Origin of the sequence: Streptomyces sp. NPDC015125, from assembly GCF_043080045.1 — a bacterium.
Lineage (GTDB): Bacteria > Actinomycetota > Actinomycetes > Streptomycetales > Streptomycetaceae > Streptomyces.
Genome location: NZ_JBIBVF010000002.1, coordinates 718,230 through 738,707, shown reverse-complemented (window position 1 = coordinate 738,707; position 20,478 = coordinate 718,230). Strand labels below are relative to the sequence as shown.

The 20,478-nt window shown below is 70.5% G+C and carries 16 protein-coding genes; 11 read left to right on the top strand and 5 right to left on the bottom strand.

Annotated elements, in window-relative coordinates; all coding sequences use genetic code 11:
• Nucleotides 1-47: 47 nt before the first annotated feature.
• A complete protein-coding gene (locus ACF088_RS08740) occupies nt 48-2,357 on the top strand; it encodes an FUSC family protein (protein WP_392374682.1) in 2,310 nt (769 codons plus the stop codon).
• A gap of 318 nt (nt 2,358-2,675) precedes the next feature.
• On the opposite strand, the gene ACF088_RS08735 is transcribed toward ACF088_RS08740, so the two are convergent.
• Nucleotides 2,676-3,422 carry a ribonuclease H gene (locus tag ACF088_RS08735; RefSeq protein ID WP_392374681.1) on the bottom strand — a complete coding sequence of 249 codons (747 nt, stop codon included), beginning with the start codon at nt 3,420-3,422 and terminating at the stop codon, nt 2,676-2,678.
• A gap of 176 nt (nt 3,423-3,598) precedes the next feature.
• A complete protein-coding gene (locus tag ACF088_RS08730) occupies nt 3,599-4,276 on the bottom strand; it encodes an AIM24 family protein (RefSeq protein WP_392374680.1) in 678 nt (225 codons plus the stop codon).
• A 381-nt stretch (nt 4,277-4,657) separates the two neighbouring features.
• On the opposite strand from ACF088_RS08730, the gene ACF088_RS08725 reads away from it, so the two are divergent.
• Nucleotides 4,658-6,055 (top strand): sugar transferase, encoded by a 1,398-nt coding sequence (locus tag ACF088_RS08725; RefSeq protein WP_392374679.1) that lies wholly within the window; start codon nt 4,658-4,660, stop codon nt 6,053-6,055.
• A gap of 76 nt (nt 6,056-6,131) precedes the next feature.
• Here the strand turns inward: ACF088_RS08725 and ACF088_RS08720 are convergent, their stop codons facing one another.
• On the bottom strand, nt 6,132-7,076 hold the full coding sequence (locus ACF088_RS08720) for a GDP-L-fucose synthase family protein (protein WP_392374678.1): 945 nt from the start codon (nt 7,074-7,076) through the stop codon (nt 6,132-6,134).
• 176 nt (nt 7,077-7,252) lie between these two features.
• Between ACF088_RS08720 and gmd the strand changes: the two genes are divergently transcribed.
• The 3 genes from gmd to ACF088_RS08705 are packed head-to-tail and all read left to right on the top strand — an operon-like array spanning nt 7,253 to nt 9,920.
• On the top strand, nt 7,253-8,266 hold the full coding sequence (gene gmd / locus ACF088_RS08715) for a GDP-mannose 4,6-dehydratase (RefSeq protein WP_392374677.1): 1,014 nt from the start codon (nt 7,253-7,255) through the stop codon (nt 8,264-8,266).
• Complete coding sequence (locus tag ACF088_RS08710; RefSeq protein WP_392374676.1) at nt 8,263-8,799, top strand: putative colanic acid biosynthesis acetyltransferase; 537 nt, start codon at nt 8,263-8,265, stop codon at nt 8,797-8,799. The genes gmd and ACF088_RS08710 overlap by 4 nt, the downstream gene beginning before the upstream one ends.
• Nucleotides 8,796-9,920 (top strand): glycosyltransferase, encoded by a 1,125-nt coding sequence (locus tag ACF088_RS08705; protein ID WP_392374675.1) that lies wholly within the window; start codon nt 8,796-8,798, stop codon nt 9,918-9,920. The genes ACF088_RS08710 and ACF088_RS08705 overlap by 4 nt, the downstream gene beginning before the upstream one ends.
• A gap of 41 nt (nt 9,921-9,961) precedes the next feature.
• Here ACF088_RS08705 and ACF088_RS08700 read toward each other — a convergent pair whose 3' ends face one another.
• Entirely contained in the window at nt 9,962-11,170 is a 1,209-nt protein-coding gene (locus ACF088_RS08700) for a glycosyltransferase (protein ID WP_392374997.1), read from the bottom strand.
• Nucleotides 11,171-11,355: 185 nt separating this feature from the next.
• Here ACF088_RS08700 and ACF088_RS08695 point away from each other — a divergent pair, with 185 nt between their 5' ends.
• From ACF088_RS08695 to ACF088_RS08675, 5 genes are all read left to right on the top strand, one after another.
• Nucleotides 11,356-12,861: a hypothetical protein gene (locus ACF088_RS08695; RefSeq protein ID WP_392374674.1), complete on the top strand. Its 1,506-nt coding sequence runs from the start codon at nt 11,356-11,358 to the stop codon at nt 12,859-12,861.
• On the top strand, nt 12,858-14,537 hold the full coding sequence (locus ACF088_RS08690; protein WP_392374673.1) for a lipopolysaccharide biosynthesis protein: 1,680 nt from the start codon (nt 12,858-12,860) through the stop codon (nt 14,535-14,537). The genes ACF088_RS08695 and ACF088_RS08690 overlap by 4 nt, the downstream gene beginning before the upstream one ends.
• Nucleotides 14,534-16,102, top strand: a complete 1,569-nt coding sequence (locus ACF088_RS08685; protein WP_392374672.1) for an oligosaccharide flippase family protein — start codon at nt 14,534-14,536, stop codon at nt 16,100-16,102. Before ACF088_RS08690 ends, ACF088_RS08685 begins: the two co-directional genes overlap by 4 nt.
• 118 nt (nt 16,103-16,220) lie before the next feature.
• The gene (locus tag ACF088_RS08680; RefSeq protein WP_392374671.1) at nt 16,221-17,729 is read left to right on the top strand and encodes a fibronectin type III domain-containing protein; all 1,509 of its coding nucleotides are present in this window, start codon (nt 16,221-16,223) and stop codon (nt 17,727-17,729) included.
• A gap of 38 nt (nt 17,730-17,767) precedes the next feature.
• A complete protein-coding gene (locus ACF088_RS08675) occupies nt 17,768-18,196 on the top strand; it encodes an adenylyltransferase/cytidyltransferase family protein (RefSeq protein ID WP_392374670.1) in 429 nt (142 codons plus the stop codon).
• 67 nt (nt 18,197-18,263) lie between these two features.
• Here the strand turns inward: ACF088_RS08675 and ACF088_RS08670 are convergent, their stop codons facing one another.
• Complete coding sequence (locus ACF088_RS08670) at nt 18,264-19,019, bottom strand: CDP-alcohol phosphatidyltransferase family protein (RefSeq protein ID WP_392374669.1); 756 nt, start codon at nt 19,017-19,019, stop codon at nt 18,264-18,266.
• A 41-nt stretch (nt 19,020-19,060) separates the two neighbouring features.
• Between ACF088_RS08670 and ACF088_RS08665 the strand changes: the two genes are divergently transcribed.
• Nucleotides 19,061-20,365, top strand: a complete 1,305-nt coding sequence (locus tag ACF088_RS08665; RefSeq protein WP_392374668.1) for a glycosyl hydrolase family 28-related protein — start codon at nt 19,061-19,063, stop codon at nt 20,363-20,365.
• Nucleotides 20,366-20,478 lie beyond the last annotated feature (113 nt).

The following is a 20,478-nucleotide window of genomic DNA, read 5'->3' as shown; positions in this document are numbered from 1 at the left end:
TGGAGCAACCCGGATCATGGCAAGAAGTGGGAGTGTACGGCACCGTGATGGCAGCGATACGGCGGACTGGGACGAGAACCTGGGACCGCTTCGCGGCATCCGACCCAGGGCTGCTGCGGCTGAAGGCGGGGCTGCGGACGGTCGGGGCGATCGTGCTCACGCTCGTCGTCCTCGCCCTGTTCGGCACCGGTGTCACCCTCATGGTCGCGGGCGCCATGGCGGCCATGGTCGCCACCTTCGCGATCAGGGAGAAGGAGGTACGCGGCCAGGCGATCACGCTGGCGCTGGGCCTGCCCGTCGCGCTGGCCGCCATGTCGCTGGCGGCACTGCTGCACGCCCTGGTCATCGCCGGTGATGTGTTCTTCGTCCTCCTGATCTTCGGTGCCGTCTACTCCCGGCGGTTCGGTGACCGCGGCACCGCCCTCGGCCTGATCGGCTTCCAGGTCTACTTCGTCTCGCTGTTCGTACACGCCACCGTCCCCACCCTCCCCGAGCTGTATCTGACCCTGGGCATCGCCTTCGCATGCAGCGCGGTCGTACGGTTCGCCGTCGTCCCGGAGACACCCCAGCGCACCCTGGGCCGGCTGCGCGAGGCCTTCCGGGCGCGTCTCGCCCAGCTGCTGGCCACCCAGCTGGAGTTGCTGGACGCCGGCCCCGAGGAACTGGACAAGGTCCTCGACGATCTGCGACGGCACACCGCCCGGCTGCACGAAGCGGCCTTGATGATCCAGGGCCTCCTGGAGGAGGGCACGCAGAGTGCCGCCGCGGCGGGACTGGTGCAACGCCGCGTCGCGGATGCCGAGATCGCCGCCGAACGGCTGGGCATGCTGATCCTCAACGCCCGCAGCGCCGAGCGGGCGGACACGCTCACCATGCATCTGCCGCACGCCCCCGTGCCGGCCACGGCGACCCGTACACCGGCCGAGGACGATGCGACCGTCACGCTGCGCCGGGATCTGAACTCTCTGCTCCTGCTGGTCGCCCGGCGCGCGGCCGACGACCGCGGCACCGCGCTGGCCCATGTACGCAACAGGCTGCTCGGCTACCGCGACGAGGACAACCTGCCGCGCGCCTCGTCCGTCGTCCAGGACGTCTTCCGCGGGCTCGGTGAAACGGCGCGTGCCGTGCTGGGTCTGCGGCTGGCGCTGGACGGGCCGCAGGACGAGTCGGACGACACTCCGGCCACCACACGCTCACGCGAAGAGTTCGACGCCGAGGATCTCGCGATCGTCGGGGCCGAGGAGGCCGAAGAGACGGAGGAGGACCGCACCGGGCTCCAAAGGCCGACCACCCGTGCCGCGTACCAGGTCGCGGTGGGCTCGACACTGGCCATCATCGGCGGTGAGTTCCTGTCCAGCCAGCGCTGGTACTGGGCGGTGCTGACCTGCTGGGTCGTCTTCCTCAACACCGCCTCCACGGGCGAGATCCTGGTCAAGGGCTACCGCCGGCTGGTGGGCACGGTCCTCGGGGTGGTCGCCGGTGTCGCTCTCGCCGGGCTGGTCGGCGACCACACCTGGCCCGCATTCGCCCTCGTGCTGCTCTGCATCTTCGGGATGTACTTCACCGCACCGCTGTCGTATGCGCTGATGTCCTTCTTCGTCACCGCGATGCTCGGTCTGCTCTACACCCTGCTCAACACCTACAGCCTGACCGTGCTGGTGCTGCGCATCGAGGAGACGGCGCTGGGCGCCGCTTGCGGGATCATCGCCGCCGTACTGGTGCTGCCCATACACACGGACCGCCGTACGGACGAGCAACTGGGCACGGTGCTGGTCCGGCTGCGGGATGTCGTCTCCGCCGCGGTGGAACAGCTCAGTGGCGGGCCGGCCGTGGACCTGCTGGGCAAGGCCCGCGACCTGGACACGGCGCTGGACGATCTCCGTGCCTCCACCCAGCCCTTGACCCATCCGATCACCCCGCTGCGGGTGCGGCGGCAGACCGCCCGATACCTGGTCGCGCTGCTGGAGACCGCCGCCTACCACGCCCGTTCCCTGGCGGCGACGGCGGAACTCGTGCCGTACAGCAAGACCGTCGCGGCCGACCCGCGCCTGGAGCGAGCCGGCCGCCGGATCGCGCAGAACATCGATCTCATCGTCGCGCGCGTGCTGGAGGAGAGCACCGAGGGCGAGGTGGAATCCGGCGTCAGTATCGCGGCGATGCTGGATGCCGCAGGTTCCGGGGCACTGCGTTCGGGCACGGTCACCTTCCGCGTGCTGCGGCACCTCCAGCGCCTCGACGAGGGTGTGGTGGGCATCGCCCGCCCGCTCGGCGTACCGGTGGCGAGCCCCAAGGGAGGCAAGCCCGACTCAGGACAGCAGGCGAGCGGAGCAGCCGATGCCGCAGCGGCTCGTGGGTGACCCGGATGGCCGGGCCCTGGCGTTGCCGGGCTTTGGCGGCCTTGCCTCAGCAGGCCCGGGTGCACATCCTCGATCGACGCCCCGGCCTCCTGCAATGCCCGCCGGCGATGTCCAGTCACCGTACTGTCCGGACATCGACATCGACATCGCCGGGGCCGATGGTCGATCAAGGGGCAGAGTCACAGATCAGGGCATGCGGCGGGCCCAGGGCGGGCCCGCCGGCCGGTCGTGGCCCGCGGGACTCCCCGGCACGTCGTGGCTGGCAGGACTTCCCCCGGCCGGTACCGGCCACCTCCGTGAGGCGCCGGCCGAGGCGCTTCAGTCGGCGCTGCCGGCGTCCGAGCGGCACGCGGGGTGCCCCCAGCCGTCCGGGTTCTTGGTGATGGGCTCGCCTGCCGCATAGGAGCGCCCGCAGCGGCAGCGTCCGGGGAACTTGGCGTTGAGTGTCCGCGTCGCATTCCCCGAGGTGCGCCGCTTGGGCGAGGACGCCGTCTTCGCGGACGCCGTCTTCGCTGCCGCGCCGGAGGCTCCCCGGCGCGGGCCGGCGGGCCGGACGGCGCCGGAGGCCGGCGGTGGCTGCGGGGAGCCGAGCTCGCTGCCGGCGGCCTCCTGGACGATCGCTGCCTGACTGGCGGCCCGGTCGGCGAAATCGTTGAGCGGATCGCCGTCCACCTGGTGCGCCGGTACATACCGGAACTCCACGGAGCGGTCCGTGAGCAGCGCGTCGATGCGCATCACGAGTTCCTGGTTGGCGACGGGCTTGCCCGCGGCGGTCTTCCACCCCTTGCGTTTCCAGCCGGGCAGCCAGGTGGTGACGGCCTTCATGGCGTACTGGGAGTCCATCCGGATCTCCAGGGGAACGGCCGGCCCGGTGGCTGCCAGCAGGCGTTCCAGGGCCGTGAGTTCGGCGACATTGTTCGTTGCGGTGCCCAGCGGCCCGGCCTCCCACCGCACGACGGCTCCCTCACCGTCGGCGATGACCCAGGCCCAGCCCGCGGGCCCGGGGTTTCCTTTCGACGCGCCGTCACATGCGGCGATCACGCGTTCAGCCATGGGCGCGATCATGCCAGCCGGTGACGCGCGGGGCGAAGTCGCCTACGCCGCTGCCCGGACCGGCCCTCGCCTGCGTTGCCGGTCCCGCCGCGCGGAGGGGTGCGCTTCGGTACCCCGACCGTGTGCCGCGCCGCCCACGCCGGGCGGCGCACCGACGGCCTGGACCGGTGGCCGGCCGATGACCCGGATCAGTTGCCGGCTTCCTTCTCCGGGCGGAGTTCACTGGGCCGTACGATCACAAAGCCCTCGCCGTCGAGACGGAGTTGAACGGCCTCGCCGGAGCCGCCGCGGAGCATCGAGCCGAGGCTCTGCGAACGGTGCAGCGTGGTCTGCAGGCTGCTGCTCCAGCCGACCACGGCGTCGGTGTCGACGAAGACCGGGGACTGCGGGGACACGGGTATGACGAGGGGATTGCCCTCGCACATCACCGCCAGTTTGCCCTGCCCGCTGAAGACGGAGTTGAAGAGCCCGCCGCCGACCATGCCGGCACCCTTGACGACCTTGATCTCGTAGGAGAGGGACGGGTCGAAGCACAGCACATTGCGGCCGTTGACGGTGATGCCGTCGCCGGGGGCGAGGTCGATGACGAAGCAGTTGGCGGCTTCGTGCGCAAACCACACCTCGCCTCGGCCCCGTACGGCCATCAGCGCCAGCCCCTCGCCGGTGACCGCGCGCTTGAGGAACTTGCCGAAGCCCTGCCCCTGCTTCTCGAACTGCAGATCACCGCGGTAGGCGATCATCGAGCCCTGTCGCGCATAACACTCACCGTCCAGGGCGTACTTGATCGACTTTGCGTTCTGCTGGGTCATCCCGGGCGCGGTGGCGGGCGTGGCCATGTTCTCGGCAGAGAAAAGATCGCTGTTCATGGCCTGCATGCTAAGCGGGGTGCGGTCAGGGCACACCGGAAAGTCCGGCAGCCGTGCACGAGCGGTGCCGCCCACCCGGTCCGGGTCCCGGGACAACGGCCGAAATCGGATCACGTGACCGTTGGCTTGTAAACAATCGGACACAAGAACACTCAAAATAGGTAAACCACAGCAGTCGGGCGCACCGTGCTCTAGCGTCACGTCCGACACGGAGGCGGTTGTGTGGCCGGGGGGCTCCAGCCGCGCCGGAATGAGGGGACGACCAAGTGGGGGGCCATGGGGTTGTTCGAAGCTGCCGGACCACGGGTGATCGAATCACCTTCCGGAACAGCCAAGGTGGATCGTGCGCCGCAGCGCACCGAGTCAGGTAGGCACAAACCGATGGAGCGCTGGCTTGTGCGGCTGGCGTGGGCCGTGGACGCCTTGGGCGCCCTGGTGCCGGTCGGCATGCTCTGTGCCGTGACGCGGCAACCGCAGCCGTGGCTCACGGCGGTGCTGGCCGGTCTGTCGTGGCTGGCCGTCGGCACAACAAAGAATCGTTACAGCAGAGATGAGCTGAGCAACGGCAACACGGTGCTGCCGGTCGTGCGGGACTGGCTGACCATGCTGGGCGTGCTGGCCGTCATCTGTGTCGGGGCACGGATCGAGGTCGAGCTCGGGGTCTGTGTGCTCGCGCTGCTGCCCTGCCTGGGGCTGGGCATGGTCCGGCGCAGACTCGTCCACCGGTATCTGCTGGCCATGCGCCGTCGTGCGCAGGCGCTGCGACGCGTCCTGGTCGTCGGGGAAGCGGGCGCCGTCGATGTGGTGCTCGCGGAGCTGGCGCACCGTACCGACCACGAATACGTCGTCGTCGGCAGCTGTCTCGTCGGGGAGGAAGGCACCGACTCGGCGCTGCCCGTCGCCGCTCGGCTCGCTTCCGACGGGGTGGCACCCGAGGGGGCGCCGGACGGCGAGACCGTCCTCAGGTGCGCCGCGCAACTCGATGCCGATCTGGTCTTTGTGGCGCCGGGGCGTCAGCTCTCCGCTGCACGGGTGCGCCGACTGGCCTGGGCACTGCACGATGGGGGGCGGAATCTGGCCATACTTCCGGGCCTTCTCGATGTGTCACAGCACCGGGTCCGGCTCGCCAAGGCGGCGGGCCTGACGGTGATGCACATCGAACCGGCGGGCCAGCGGGTGCTTCCGGTGCTGCTGAAGCAGGTCACCGACCGGCTGGGGGCCCTGCTGCTGCTCGTGCTGCTCTCCCCCGTCTTCGCCGCCGTGGCCGCGGCCATAAGGCTCACCACCGCGGGCCCGGTGTTCTACTGGCAGATCCGCATCGGCCGGGATCTGATGCCGTTCCGGATGTGGAAGTTCCGCACGATGGTCGTCGCCGCCGACCGGATGCGGGGCGCGCTGGAGCCGGCGAACGAGCACGACGGGGCGATGTTCAAGATCCGGCGGGATCCCCGGGTGACCCGGGTGGGCCGTCTGCTGCGGCGCTTCTCGCTGGACGAACTGCCCCAGCTGTTCAATGTCCTGGCCGGCCATATGTCCTTGGTCGGGCCGCGGCCGCCGCTTCCCGAGGAGGTCGAGCGGTACGACGGGACCGAGCTCCGCCGGTTATCCGTCAAGCCGGGGCTGACCGGTCTGTGGCAGGTCAGCGGGCGGTCCGACCTCTCCTGGGACGAGACCGTCGCACTGGATCTGAGCTATGTGGACAACTGGTCCTACGGCAGGGACATCGGTGTGCTGGTCCGGACCGTGCGCGCCGTGGTGGACGGGCGCGGTGCCTACTAGCCACATAGGGCCCCGGTGTGCGGCCGGCTCCTCGCGAAGGGGCGGGCGCCGGCCGCACACCACGGGGCGGGTCCGATCACACCCGGGCCGGCTCCGCCTGCCACGCCCGGTAGGTGCGGGCGATGCCCTCGGCCAGCGGGATGGTGGGCGACCAGCCCAGTGCACGCATCCTGCTGATGTCGAGCAGCTTGCGCGGGGTGCCGTCGGGGCGGGTCGGGTCGAAGGCGATCCGACCCTCGTAGCCCACCGCGGAGGCGACGCAGGACGCGAGGTCGGCGATGGTCAGGTCCTCGCCGCATCCGACGTTGACGGTGTCGTCGCCGTCATAGCGGCGCAGCAGCACCTCGCAGGCCGCGGCCAGGTCGTCGACGTGCAGGAACTCGCGCAGCGGGGTGCCGGTGCCCCACAGCGTGAGCTCCGCCAGTCCCTTCTCCTTCGCCTCGTGGAAGCGGCGGATGAGCGCCGGCAGGACGTGCGAGGTCTCCAGGTCGAAATTGTCGCCGGGCCCGTAGAGGTTCGTCGGCATGGCGGAGATGAAGGAGGCTCCGTACTGCCGGCGGTAGGACCGGACCTGGACCAGTCCGGCGATCTTGGCGATCGCATACGCCTCGTTGGTGGGCTCCAACGGCCCGCTCAGCAGGGCGTCTTCGGTGATGGGCTGCGCGGCGTGCTTGGGGTAGATGCAGCTCGAACCGAGGAACAGCAGGCGGCGGACCCCGGCGTGGTGCGCACCGGCGATGACGCTGAGCTGGATGCTCAGGTTGTCCTCCAGGAACTGCACGGGGTAGGTGCTGTTGGCCATGATTCCGCCGACTTTGGCGGCCGCCAGGACGACGGCATCGGGCCGGGCCGCGCGCAGAAATGCCGCGGTGGCGTCGGCATCACGCAGGTCGAGCTCCGCGTGCGTGCGGGTCAGTACGTCATAGCCCTGGGCGCTCAGCCGCCGGGCCACGGCGGATCCCACCAGACCTCTGTGGCCTGCGACAAAGACACGGGCGGGTGTGGGCAGCAAGTCATCCATGGGCCGGATTGTGTCAGTGAACCCGATACGCCTACCGGCTATTTCAGGAAATATCTGCCGCACTCCGCTCTCGACCACCCGCCAGGGAGCGGGTAGCGTCCACGCCCCGCGGTCCGCCGCGCGTGGGAATTCCATCGAACGATCCCGATGTACATCACTTCTCGTGGGGGGAAGCCATGCCTAAAACCGCGGTCATCACCGGTATCACCGGACAGGACGGTTCCTATCTGGCCGAATTGCTGCTCGGTAAGGGCTATGAGGTGCACGGGCTGATGAGACGGTCGTCGAGCTTCAACACCGAGCGCATCGACCACATCTACCAGGACCCGCACACCCCGGACCGCAGACTGCTGCTGCACCACTGCGACCTCTCGGACGGGGTCGCCCTGGTGAACCTGCTGCGTGATGTGCAGCCCGACGAGGTCTACAACCTCGGGGCCCAGTCCCATGTCCGGGTCTCCTTCGACGCTCCGCTGTACACCGGCGACGTGACCGGGCTGGGCGCCGTACGACTGCTGGAGGCCATCCGCGCCAGCGGGGTGCAGACCCGGCTCTACCAGGCCTCGTCCTCGGAGATGTTCGGCGCCACCCCGCCGCCGCAGAACGAGGCGACGCCCTTCCACCCGCGCAGCCCGTACGGCTGCGCCAAGGTGATGGCGTACTGGTCCACGGTCAACTACCGCGAGGCGTACGGGCTGTTCGGCGTGAACGGCATCCTCTTCAACCACGAGAGCCCCCGGCGGGGCGAAACCTTCGTCACCCGCAAGATCACCCGCGCGGTGGCCCGCATCCAGGCGGGCCTGCAGGAACATCTCTATCTGGGCAACCTCGACGCCGTCCGCGACTGGGGTTACGCCCCGGAGTACGTGGAGGCCATGTGGCTGATGCTCCAGCGGGACGAGCCCGACGACTATGTGGTGGCGACCGGCGTGGCCGCGACCGTGCGCGACTTCCTGCAGGCCGCCTTCGCCACGGTGGAGCTGGACTGGGAGCGCTATGTGCGCTTCGACCCGAAGTATGAGCGCCCCTCCGAAGTGGATGCGCTCATCGGCGACGCGTCCAAGGCCAAGAGCCTGCTGGACTGGTCGGCGAAGGTGCAGTTCGACGAACTCGCCCGGATCATGGTCGAGTCGGACGTACGGCAGCTGGCGGACGAACTCTCCGGCCACCGGGTGCGGGTGGACCGATGACCTCTACCGCCACCGCCCGCCGGCTGCGCGGTTTCACCGGCGCCGGTTACGACAAGGGCCGGGGGCTGCTGATGCAGGCCGCCTGGTTCGCCGTGCTGAATCTGGTGTTCATGAAATGGTGGTTCCCGCCGCGGCTGCGGCCCCCGCTGCTGCGGGCCTTCGGCGCCCGCGTCGGTGAACGGGTGCTGATACGGCACCGGGTGCGGGTGCAGTGGCCGTGGAAGCTGACGGTCGGCGACGACGTCTGGCTCGGTGAGGACTCCTGGCTGATCAACCTGGAGCCGATCAGCATCGCCGGCGACGTCTGTGTGTCCCAGGGCGCCGTGCTGTGCACCGGAAGCCATCAACGGCGCTCGCCCACCTTCGAGTTCGACAATGCGCCGATTCATCTGGCGGAGGGGTCCTGGGTGGCCGCCCGCGCCATGGTGCTGCGCGGCGTCACCGTCGGGGCGGGTGCGGTGGTCGGCGCCGGCGCGGTGGCCCACCGCGACGTGCCCCCGGGGGCCGTGCACACCACCGGGGGTGCGGTATGAGGGTCACCCATGTCGTGACCCTGGTCAGCGACGACGGGGCGTACGGCGGCCCGGTGAGCGTGGCCACCGGCCAATTGGGCGAACTTGCCTCGCGCGGCCACGGGGTGGAGCTGGTCTCGCTGTGGCGGGGGCGTGGGGCGCCCCCGCGGTCCGTGGACGGAGTCCCGCTCCGCGCCCGTCCGGCCCGCACGCTGATACCGGGGCAGGGGTTCCTCGGCCTGTTCCACCCGGGGCTGCTGCCGGTGCTCTGGCGGAGTGCCGGCCGGTCCGGCGCCTTGCATCTGCACGCCGGGCGCGATCTGGTGTCGCTGGCCGCGCTCGCGGTGGCCGTGGTGCGCCGCCGCCCCTTCGTGGTGCAGACACACGGCATGGTCCAGCCGCGCCGCTCGGCGGTGGCCCGGCTCTTCGACCGGGTGTATGTCCCGCTGCTGCGCCGGGCGGCGGCGGCACTGGTACTCACCGACGAGGAAGAGGCCGGGCTGCGGCAGGTGCTGGGGCCGCACGGCCCGCGCCTGGTCAGGCTCCCCAACGGAGTCCGCGCCCGGCCCGACGAAACGGACCGCAGCGCGGCCGATGTGCTGTTCCTCGCCCGCTTGCAGAGCCGCAAACGGCCCGAGGCCTTCGTCCGGATGGCGGGGCTGGTGCACCGTAAGCGGCCCGAGGTGTCGTTCACCCTGCACGGTTCGGACGAGGGGCGGCTCGCGGAGGTCCGGCGGCTGATCGCCGACGAGGGACTCGGTGAGGTGGTGACGTATGGCGGGGCCCTCGATCACGACGCCGCCGTGCGCCGGACCGCGCGGGCCACCGTGTACGTCCTGCCCAGCGTCGACGAACCCTTCCCGATGAGTGTGCTGGAGTCCTTGGCGGTGGGCACGCCGGTGGTGTGCACGGACAGCTGCGGTATCGCCGCAGCCCTCCAGCGGAGCGGGGCCGCTCTGGTGACCGACGGTTCGCCGGAACAGCTGGCGGATGCGGTGCTGCGACTCCTGGAGGACCACCCGCTGCGGGAGCGCGTCACCCGCGCGGGCCGTGCGGCCGTCGAGGCGGAGTTCTCCCTGGCGGCCGTGGCCGACCGGCTGGAGGAGCTGTACGGCTCCCTCGCCCGGCCCGGCGCCGGGTGATCCGGGGCGGCGGGGAGGACACCGCCCCGCCGCCCGCGCGGCTACCGCCCGGCCTTCGCGGTCCGCAGCAGAGCCGTGATCCGCTCCAGACCGGCCCGGCTGCTCAGCCGCTGCTCGACGTACTCCGGACCGCGGGCTCCGAGCCGGGCCGCCCGCCCGGGGTCGTCGGCGAGCGCCCGGACCTCCGCGAGCAGCGCCTTCGGGTCCTCCGGTGCGATCACCGACCCGGCGCCCGAGCGCAGCACCTCCTGGGCGGTGCCCCCTTCGGCGGCCACCGACGCGATCACCGGCCGGCCCGTCATGAAGTACGAGGTGAGCTTGGACGGCAGGCTCATGTCCAGCACGGAAGCCTTCTGGGTCACCGCGAGCACATCGGCGGCGGCGAGCACCTCGGGGAACTCCGCGGTGTCGGCGGGCGGCAGAAAGGACAGCGACGAGATGCCGGTGGCGAGCCGTTGCAGATGTGCGCGCTGGTTGCCGTCGCCCATCAGCACGAACCGTACGGGCGCGGCTTCCTGGTCGGCGAGCCGGGCGGCCTCGACCAGTACCTCCAGTCCCTGCTTGAGGCCCATGTTGCCGGCGTGCAGCACCACGGTCTCCTTGCCGGACCAGCCCAGCCGTGCCCGGGTCCGTTCCCGGTCGCCGCTCGGGCCCGCCACATGGGTCCAGTTGGGTACCACGTGCACCCGTGCGGGCGGGACGCCCATCGCCGTGACCCGGTCCACGAACGACTCGTGCACCACGCCGACGACGGCCGCCCCGCGCAGGACCCTGGCCTCCACCGCTCCGGCCAGGGCGGCGGCCCGGCCACCGCCCTGGATGCCGCTCTGTGCGGCGGCGGCCCCCATCAGGTCCTGCACGACCACGACATGCGGCACCCCGGCCTGTCGCGCGAGACGCCCGCCCAGCACACCCCCGGCCAGGCTGGGCATCTGGGTGAGCACCACGTCGGGGCGGATACGCGGTGGTGCCACGGCGCCGTGCGCCAGGATGCTCGCCTCGAACAGCGCGCGGCGCAGGGCGGTCTGACGCGGCGGTACGGTGTGCCGCCGCCGGTGCACCGTGACCCCGCCGCGGCGCTCACGTGCCCGCCACCGGCCGCGGTACCCCTCCGCCACCCGCCAGGCCGGGTAGTGCGGCATGCCCGCGAGGACATGGGTGTCGGCACCGGATGCGGCCAGGTGCTCGGCTATCTGTGTCGAGTACGGCCCTATGCCGGTGTGTTCGGGCGCGTAGTTGGTCGAGACCACCAGCACACACCGGCCCGCAAACGAGTCTTCCAAGACTGGCCCCCCTCAGGATGTGCGGACATCGTAGGAGCCCGCCGGGGCCCACGGGCTGTGAATTGGGTTGCGATTGTGTCCCGAAGGCGACCATGTTTCCCGATGTCCCTTAGATTGTGGTCGCTGGTGGGGAGTTGGGGGGAGGTGAGCCGATGAGGCAGGGGAAGCAGTCCGGCGCCGCGGCGCCGGTGCGTGGCATCGCCGCACTGTGCTGCTGGGCGCTGTTGCTGGTGGTGCTGCTGCCGGTGCTGATCCTGCAGTCGCTGGACGCCCGTCTCGGTGCCGCGCTCGCCATGCAGTGCGTGGTGGTGCTGCACACCGGTGCGGCGCTGGCCCGGGTGCTGACCGATGTCCGGGCCCGGGTGATCGCCTTCGGCTTCTGGCTCTTCTCCTATGTCTGGCTGGGGCTTGCGCCGTTGGCCATGCTCGCGACGGACGCCTATCCGCGGGGGTTCGTGGTCGACGCGAACACCGCGTTTGTGACAACGGCCGTGGTGGAGACGGGACTTCTGGCCTACAGCGCGGGCTCGGCGCTGGCGTCATGGCGCTCGGCGCGTACCTCCACATTCCTCGAACCGCTGCTGGCCCGACGACTGTCGCCGAGCCGGGTGCTGCTGCTGTGCGGCCTGGCGCTGCTGCTGGCCGTCGTGCTGATTCCCGGTCAGGGCGGACTGTCGGCGTTCTTCCTCAGCCGGCAGGCCGCCAACGAGGCGGCGGCGCATGCGGAGCCCGCCGGGTCGGCGGACCGGGCGATGGCGGCCTGGGCCCTTTCGGTACCGGCATTCTGGGCGCTGGTGGCGCTGGTGCACGTGCCGCGGTTCGCCGAGGGCGACCGGACCCTGCGCGGCTTACGGTGGCTGCTGCTGCCGCTGCTGATCGCGGTGAACGTCGTGGTCAACAACCCCATCAGCCAGCCGCGTTTCTGGGCCGGGACGGTCCTGCTGGCGCTGGTCTTCAGCGCGTCCTGGCTGCGGGGGCCGCGCGCCTTCCGCTTCGGCGCGGCGGCCGTGGCGGCGGTGGTGCTGGTGGTCTTCCCGTACAGCGACTACTTCCGCTACGACAAGCGGGAACCGGTCCAGGTGGTCTCGCTCGCCGAGCAGTTCACCTCCAACGGCGACTATGACGCGTTCCAGCAGATCGAGACGGGTGTGGACTACGTCCGTACCCATGGCTTCACCCCGACGGCGGCGCTGGGTCCGCCGCTGTTCTTCGTGCCGCGCGCCGCATGGTCCGGCAAGCCCGATGATGCGGGCATCCTGCTCGCCCGGCACGCGGGCTACACCTTCACCAATCTGTCCGCGCCGCTGTGGGTCGAGACGTATATGTGGGCCGGTTTCCCGTCGGTTATCGCCGTCTTCGGCCTGGTCGGCGCGGTGGGGCGGCGAATCGACACCCTCCGGCACCGGCTGCGGCGGCGCCGGGGCACCCTCGCGGCACTGCTGGTGCCCGCATTCGGCTTCTACCAGCTGGTGTTGCTGCGCGGCAGTCTGATGGCCATCGTCGGCCCGCTGGCGCTGCTGGTGTGCATCCCCCTACTGATCACCCGTAAAGCGGGACGGCGGGCCCTGCCGCCGTCCGCGCCGGAGTCCGCGTGCGCACCGGCATCCCCGGCGCACCGCGTCACCTCACCTCAACCCACAGGAGGAGCACGTACGTGAGCGTCTTCGACGAGCCCGCGGAGGAGCCGGACCAGATCCGCGACCAGCTGCGCCAGCTCCTCCGCTATCGCGCTTTGCTGGTACTCGGGCTGGTGCTGGGCCTGCTCGGCGGCGCCGCCGTGTCCCTGCTGGGCGGCTCGACGTACACGGCGACGGGTGAGGTCGTGGTGCATGCGATCAGTACGGCGCCCTTCGAGGCCGGCGGTGTCTCGGTGGACAAGCAGATCAGCATGGGCACCGAACGGCAGATCGCCCAGAGCGCCTCGGTCGCGGCCGGTGCGGCCAAGGCCCTCAAGCTGGACGCCGACCCGGCCACGCTCCAGCGCGATCTGCGGGTGAGCAATCCGCCCGAGACCCAGACCCTGATGTTCGAGTACAGCGCGGACTCCGCCGACCGGGCGTCCGCGCTCGTCAACGCCTTTGTGCATGCGTACCTCGACTACCGCCAGGACGCCGCGACGCAGCGGATCGACAAGACCGTCAGCAAGCTCGGCGCGGAACTGAAGCCCCTTCAGGAGCAGCGCAAGGTGCTGGACCGGCGGATCGCGGGCGCGAGCGGGTCGGGGCGGGCCACCGACGAGTCCGAGCGCAGCAATCTGGTGTCGGAGATAGCGGATCTGCAGGGACGGATCTCCAGCCTGAAGTCCCTCGACACGACGCCCGGCGACATCGTCCGCAAGGGCGATCCGCCCGCCTTCCCATCCAGTCCCGGTCTCGCCGTGCTGCTGCTGGCCGGCGCCGTGATCGGGCTGGTGCTGGGCATCCTGGCGGCCTGGGTCCGCTCGGTGCTGGAACCGCGGGTCCGGTCGGTGGCGGATGTGCAGGACAACCTGCGGGCGCCGGTGCTCGGCATCCTGCCGCGCCGGCAGGGGGGAACGGAGCTGCTGGAGGTCGGCCGGAGCGGCCGCGGCAACCGCGCGGAGGCCTACCGCACGATCGCCTTCCGGCTGGTGCACGACCAGCGGTTCGCCGGACGGGGCAGTCTGCTGATCGTCGCTCCCCGGGAGAACGCGGACGCCGTGTCGGTCGCGGTCAACCTGGCCGGTGCGTTCGCCGAGATCGGCAACGACATCCTGCTGGTCGAGGCCGATCTGCGCACCCCCCGCCTCGCCCAGCGGCTCCCGTTGCACCCCGGCCACGGCCGGCCGGTGCCGGGCAGCTGGGCGGACGGCGAGCGGCTCGCGGTGGACGCGGGCGTCGACGGGCGCTTCGATCTGCTGCCCGGCCGGGAGGTCCCCAACCCTGCGCGCACCCTGTCCTCACCGCAGTTCGCCCGGCTGCTCAACACACCGTCGGGGCCGAACGAGAATGTCGTGGTCATCACGGGGCCGCTGCTGTCGCATGCGGACGGGCTGGCCGTCGCCAAGCAGGCCGCGGGCGTCGTGGTGGTCTGCGATATGAACGAGGTCCGCCGGGACGACCTGGACCGGGTGTGGGAGCTGATCACCGGGGCCGGCGGGCACATCCTGGGTGCCGTCCTGGACAAGGGCAGCCACGGGCCGTCGCTGCGTCGGCTGACGGACGGCGGGCCCACCCACCGCAAGCGCGGCCGGAGCCGTGGCCGCGCCGCCGTGGTGGCACCGCCTCAGCCGCCCGGCCCGCCGCCGCCCCGCACCGGCCCCGCCCCGGTGGGCGGAGCCTCCCTCGACGCCGACACCACCTCGCTGCGCAGGTGACGGCCATCCGCCCGGCGGACTCCGGCCGGCCCGCGCCGACGGCCCCCGGGCCGGCCGCGGGCGGCGGGCGCGGGGTCGCCACGACCGCCCGCGGCAGTCTCTTCGGCCTGGCGGGCTCGGCGGCGAACGCGCTGTTCGGGTTCGTCCTCGTCGCCGTGGTCACCCATGGGCTGGGGGCCCGTGGGGCCGGCGCGGTCTTCACCGGCGTCGCGGCCTTCACCATCCTGAGCAATGCCCTCAAGCTGGGGGCCGATACCGCCCTGGTCCGCTTCGTCTCCCGGGACCTCGAACTCAGCGGCGGGGGCGGGGTACCGGCGCTCCTGCGCATCTCGGTGCTGCCGACGCTGCTGGCGAGCACCGCGGGGGCGGCGGCACTGCTGTTCTCCCCGGGGCTCGCCGGCCTGCTGCTGCCCGATCTGGAACCGGGGCAGGCCGCCGCGCTGATCCGGCTGTTCGCGGTGTTCCTCCCGGTGACGACGGTGGCGTTGGTGCTGCTCGGGGCCACCCGGGGGTACGGCTCGGTGGTCCCCTTCGTGGGCGTGGAGCAGATCGGCAAGCCCGCCCTGCGCGTCCTCCTTGCGGTGCCGCTGGTCCTGCTCACGCCGAGTGTGGCCGCGCTCTCCGCGGCGTGGCTGGTGCCGGGGGTGCTGGGTGCGGTGGCGGCCTGCCTTTCGCTGCGCAGGTCCCGCCGTACGCATCCGGGCACCCGCCGACCGCCGCCGCAGACACGGGAGTTCTGGGCCTTCGCCGGTCCGCGGGCCCTCTCCTCGGTGTTCGACATCACCGCGGTGTGGACCGGAGTGATCCTGTTGTCGGCACTGGGCACCGCCGCCGAGGCCGGTGTCTACACCGCCATCGGACGTCTGGTCACCGCGGGGACGCTGCTCCAACTGGCGATCCGGCTGGCGGTGGCTCCGCAGATCAGCCGGCTGCTCGCGGGCGGCGACGCACCGGGCGCCCAGCAGCTGCACCGGCTGTCGACGCGCTGGATCGCGCTCTTCTCCTGGCCCGTGTTCCTGGTCCTCGCCGCCTACCCCCGGACCGTGCTGTCGCTCTTCGGGCCCGGCTTCTCCGGTGGAGCGGCGGGCCTGGTGGTGCTGGCGGCCGCCTGTCTGGTGAACGTCGGCGTGGGCAATGCGCAGACGGTCATCCTCATGGCCGGACGGAGTGTCTGGAATCTGGCTGTCGCGGGCGCCGCGTTCGTGGTCCAACTGGGCAGTGCCGTATGGCTGGTTCCGCGGTACGGGGTGCCGGGGGCGGCGGTCTCCTGGGGCCTGGCGATCGTGGTGGACAACGGCGCCTCGGCGCTGCTGGCCCGTTACCGGCTGGGCTTTCGCACCGTCGACCGCGGCTATGTGTGCGCCGCGTTGGTCGGCCTCGGGTCGGTGGCACTCCCGGTGTTCGCCATGCGGACATTTTTCGGCGACAGCGTTCCTGGCATTTTCTTGGGAATGGTTTTGTCGATTGGGGCTTTCGGGGCCGCCGTCTGGCGCTATCGTTTGCCGCTGGGGGTAGGGGAGTTCTTCGGGGCGCTACGCAAGCGTGGTTCGGAAAACTCGCGGTGAACACCGGACTCATTTCCGCACAGAAATCGTCTCGTTCCCGCTTCCTATCCCGACAATTCCCATCGCGCCATGCTTCCAGGGGGGACCTGTGCGCCAAAGAAGCAGAACCATCCATCTCGTGCTCGCGGCCGCGGTACTGGGTACCGCGTCCACGGCACTGACCGCCGGTCCCGCTCAGGCCACCGGTGAAACCACACTGACCGCCGATCCGCTGGGCACCTGGCAGACCGACGGCGTCGTGTGGGCCATGGCCTACGCCAAGGGCATCGTGTACGTAGGAGGCACATTCAGCCACATCCGGCCGCCGGGCGCGGCCCCGGGCACCGGTGAGGTCGCCCGCACGAACTTCGCGGCCTTCGACGCCAAGACCGGTCAGCCGTTGCCGTGTGCGCCGGCCTTCACCGGCGGCACGGGCACGATCCGGGCCATGAAGGCCTCGCCCGACGGCTCGATGATCTACATCGGGGGCTCGTTCGGGAAGGCCGGCCCGGTGGGGCGGTCCAACACGGCCGCCCTCAACACCGCCGACTGCACGATCGGGGCGGCCTGGAAGCCGACGGTCAGCTCGACCGTACGGGCCATCGACGTCACCGACGACGCCGTCTACCTCGGCGGTGGCTTCGGCACCGTGCAGGGACAGACCCGCGAGCGGATCGCCGCCCTGCGGCCCGACAGCACGCTGCTGCCGTTCAAGGCCACGATCCGGGGTTCCTCGGTCGGCAACGATCCCACCCCGTCGGTCAACGCCCTCACGGTCGCCCCCAAGCTCGACAAGGTCATCATCGGCGGCCGGTTCACCTCGGTGAACGGGAGCCTGTTGGGCGTGCACGCGCTGGCCGGACTGGACGCGACCACCGGCAAGGTCGTCAACTCCTTCACCGGGTGGATCCCCAACCGGTCGGCCGTCAAGACGCTCGCCAACGACGGCACCAACTTCTATCTGGGCGCCGAGGGTACCGGCGGCGGGGTCTTCGACGGCCGGGCGGCCGGCCGGCTGTCCGACGGCTCGCAGTTGTGGAAGGACACCTGCCTGGGCGCCACCCAGGCGGTGCTGCCGTACAAGGGTGTGCTCTACAGCGGGTCGCACGCGCACGACTGCTCGGACACCCCGGGCGGCTTCACGGACATCAACAACCGCCAGCACTTCCTGGCGCAGTCGATCTCCGACAAGACGATCCTGCCGTGGTTCCCGGACACCAACGACGGGATCGGCGAGCAGATCGGCCCGCGGGCGCTGACCATGGCGGACGGCATCCTGTGGGCGGGGGGCGAGTTCACCACCGTCAACGACGCACCGCAGCAGGGCCTGACCCGGTTCGCGGCGGCGCCGGACACCGGGGCGCCGCAGGTGCCGCTGCTCAGCGGGTCGAGCGGCGCGCGCGGCAAGATCACGCTGAACTGGAAGGCATCCTGGGACCGGGACAACGGGGTCCTGACCTACAAGATCTACCGTGACGGCGCGTACCTGACCTCGCTCAACCAGGACTCGCGCTACTGGAACCGGCCCAACATGAGCTTCACGGACACCGTGGAGCCCGGGTCCCGGCACCGTTACTCGATCGAGGTCACCGACGGCACCAATGTCTCGGGGCGCAATGGCCCGGTCTATGTGACCGCCAGGGACTGACCGCAGGGCAAGTGGGGGTAAGGGCAAGTGGGGGGTAAATGACGCACCGAGTAGGTTATGCACCCGGGGTCTACGACCTTTTCCACGTCGGGCACCTGAACATTCTCCGGCACGCCAGGAGCCAGTGCGACTATCTGGTGGCCGGTGTCGTGTCGGACGAAATGGCGACGCAGGCCAAGGGGAAGGCACCGGTTATTCCGCTCACCGAGCGGCTGGAGATCGTGCGCAGTGTCCGGTTCGTGGACGCGGCGTTCGTCGAGACGGTGCCCGACAAATTGGAGACCTGGCAGCAGGTGCGGTTCGACGTCCTTTTCAAGGGCGACGACTGGCGGGGGACGAGCAAGGGCGACAAGCTCGAGCGGGATTTCGCGACGGTCGGGGTCGATGTGATCTATTTCCCCTACACCGTGCACACGTCGAGTTCCTTGTTGCGCAAGGTGCTCGACGGACTCGCGCATCCGGCGTGAACCCGCTGAATTGACCCCCGCCGCACCCGGGCAGCACGCCCGGGTGCCTTGTCCCGTCCCCGGCCCGTCAGCGGCCGGGGACGGGGGCGGGGGCAGGGGTGGGGGCGGACAATTCGCGGTACCACTTGACCAGGAACGCCACCATGAAGAGCAGATGGGCGACGAGCAGGCAGCAGTACAGCGTCATGAACAGGTCCCGGCTGCCGAACAGCAGGAATATCGCGCAGAAGACGCCATAGTCGACCGGAAGCAGTGCGACGGAGCGCAGCATGGAGGCCGGTGCCGCGGGTGCCGGCCCGGCCGCGCCGCTCTTTTGCCGTTCGGCGCGCTTGAGTTGCTCCGTGAGGATGCCGCCGAAGAAGACCACCACCGCGGCAAACTGGAAGGCGACGGGAATGAGCAGACAGCGAGGGTCGGAGAAACCGAAGTAGCGGTAGAAGGAGAGCAGCACGGCCATGTGGAGCGCCAGCATCTTCGCGCAGTCGACCACATGGTCCAGCCACTCCCCCGCGGCGCTGCCGGTCCGGGTCAGCCGGGCGAGTTGCCCGTCGGCGGAGTCGAGGGCGAAGCCGATGACCAGGGCCGCGAAGATACCGGCCGCCACGGCGGGAGAGGGACGCAATGTCGCAATCATGGCCACGCCGGTGAAGGTGAACACCGCACTGATCAAGGTTATTTGATTGGGTGTCAATTTCAGTGTGTAGCCCGCGGCAGCCAGCACCCGCCCGGCCGGGCGGTTCACATAACGCGAGTACAGGGACACTCCCTTCGAGGATTTCTGGGCGGCCGACAGCTGTCTGATCGCATATCCGAACTGGCTCATGTCCCCCACCTGATGAATGGACCCCCCGAAGGAGCAACATCATGGCAGGCAGAACCTCCCCGTCAACCGGTGGTGCCACCCGCCGGTCCGTGCTGGCGGGATCGGCCGCCGCGCTGGCAGCGGCCCTCACCGGGTGTGACGGCTCCCCGCCGCCCCCCGCCACCCGGCAGTCGTCCGACGACGCCAAGGTGCCCGCGGTCACCGGTCACAAGCCCAAGGGAAAGGACGTCATCGACGTGGTGGCGGATTTCGGCGCCAAGGGCGACGGCCGCACCGACGACAGCCGGGCGTTCGCCCGCGCGTACGCGTACGCGGCGGGCCGGGTGTGGGACCACATAGGCCGGACCGTGATCGATGTGCCGGCCGGGACCTACCTGATCCGCTCCCCCAACGCCCTGCTCGACGCCCAGGGGGGAAAGCTCAAGGCCAACGGCTTACGGTTCCGCGGGGCCGGCAAGCGCATGACCCAGTTGCTCTTCGCGCCGCGGCAGGCCGAGAACACCTATCTGTGCCGCAACGAGGACAGCTGGGCGAATGTGATGTTCGAGCAGATCGGCTTCGCCGCCGTCACCCCCGGCGCCTCGTTCTTCTACTCCTACTCGACCGGACAGGCGCAGGACTACCGCTTCACCGAGTGCGAGTGGACCGGCGAATGGACCTACGGACTCGCCCTCGACGGCAGCAACACCAACTCGGAGATGCGCTGGGACGCCTGCCGGGTGGGCGGCGCCTACCGCAAGGCGTTCCTGTACTCCGGGCTGTCCCAGAAGTCACTGAGCCACCCCCAGCAGGACCAGTTCCTCAACTACTGGTTCAACGACATGAAGGTGGAGTACGCCTGGGGCAACTTCCTGGAGTTCCCCTACGGCGGTTCCATCACCTGCCGCGGTGGCTCCTACATCGTCACCGGACGCCGCCCCGAGGACTCCGGCGACTACGGGCACACCAGCACCTTCTTCCGCTTTCCGCGCGGACCGCACCACGACTCCGTACAGCGCTTCCACGCCGAGGACATCCGCTTCGAGGTGCGCGACCCGGACACCGTCGTGATCGACTGCGCCTGGGACAGCGGAACGGTGCACTTCAACGACTGCGACGACACCGCGAACGCGTTCAAGTCCTTTGCGAAGGACAGCAGTCCGCACCGCTATCGCATCGGCGCCCAGGGTCCGCTCGTGCGCTACGACTCGTGCCAGTTGTCCGGGCAGCATGCTTACGAGGCGGACAGCGGCGGGTCCGGGGCCCGGGCCCGCTACGACATGTGCCGCTTGCGCAATCACTCCCAGCAGGACTTCATCAAGGGCGCGGGCGACCGGGTGTCGTTCGTCGACTGCCTGGGGTCCTGAGCGGGCCGGCGGTGGTGGCGGGCGGCGGGCGCGGCGAGCGGCCCGTACGGCCGGCACCCCGCTGCCGACGGTGATCAACAGCACACATACTGGCCAGTAGCGTTCTCCCGGCG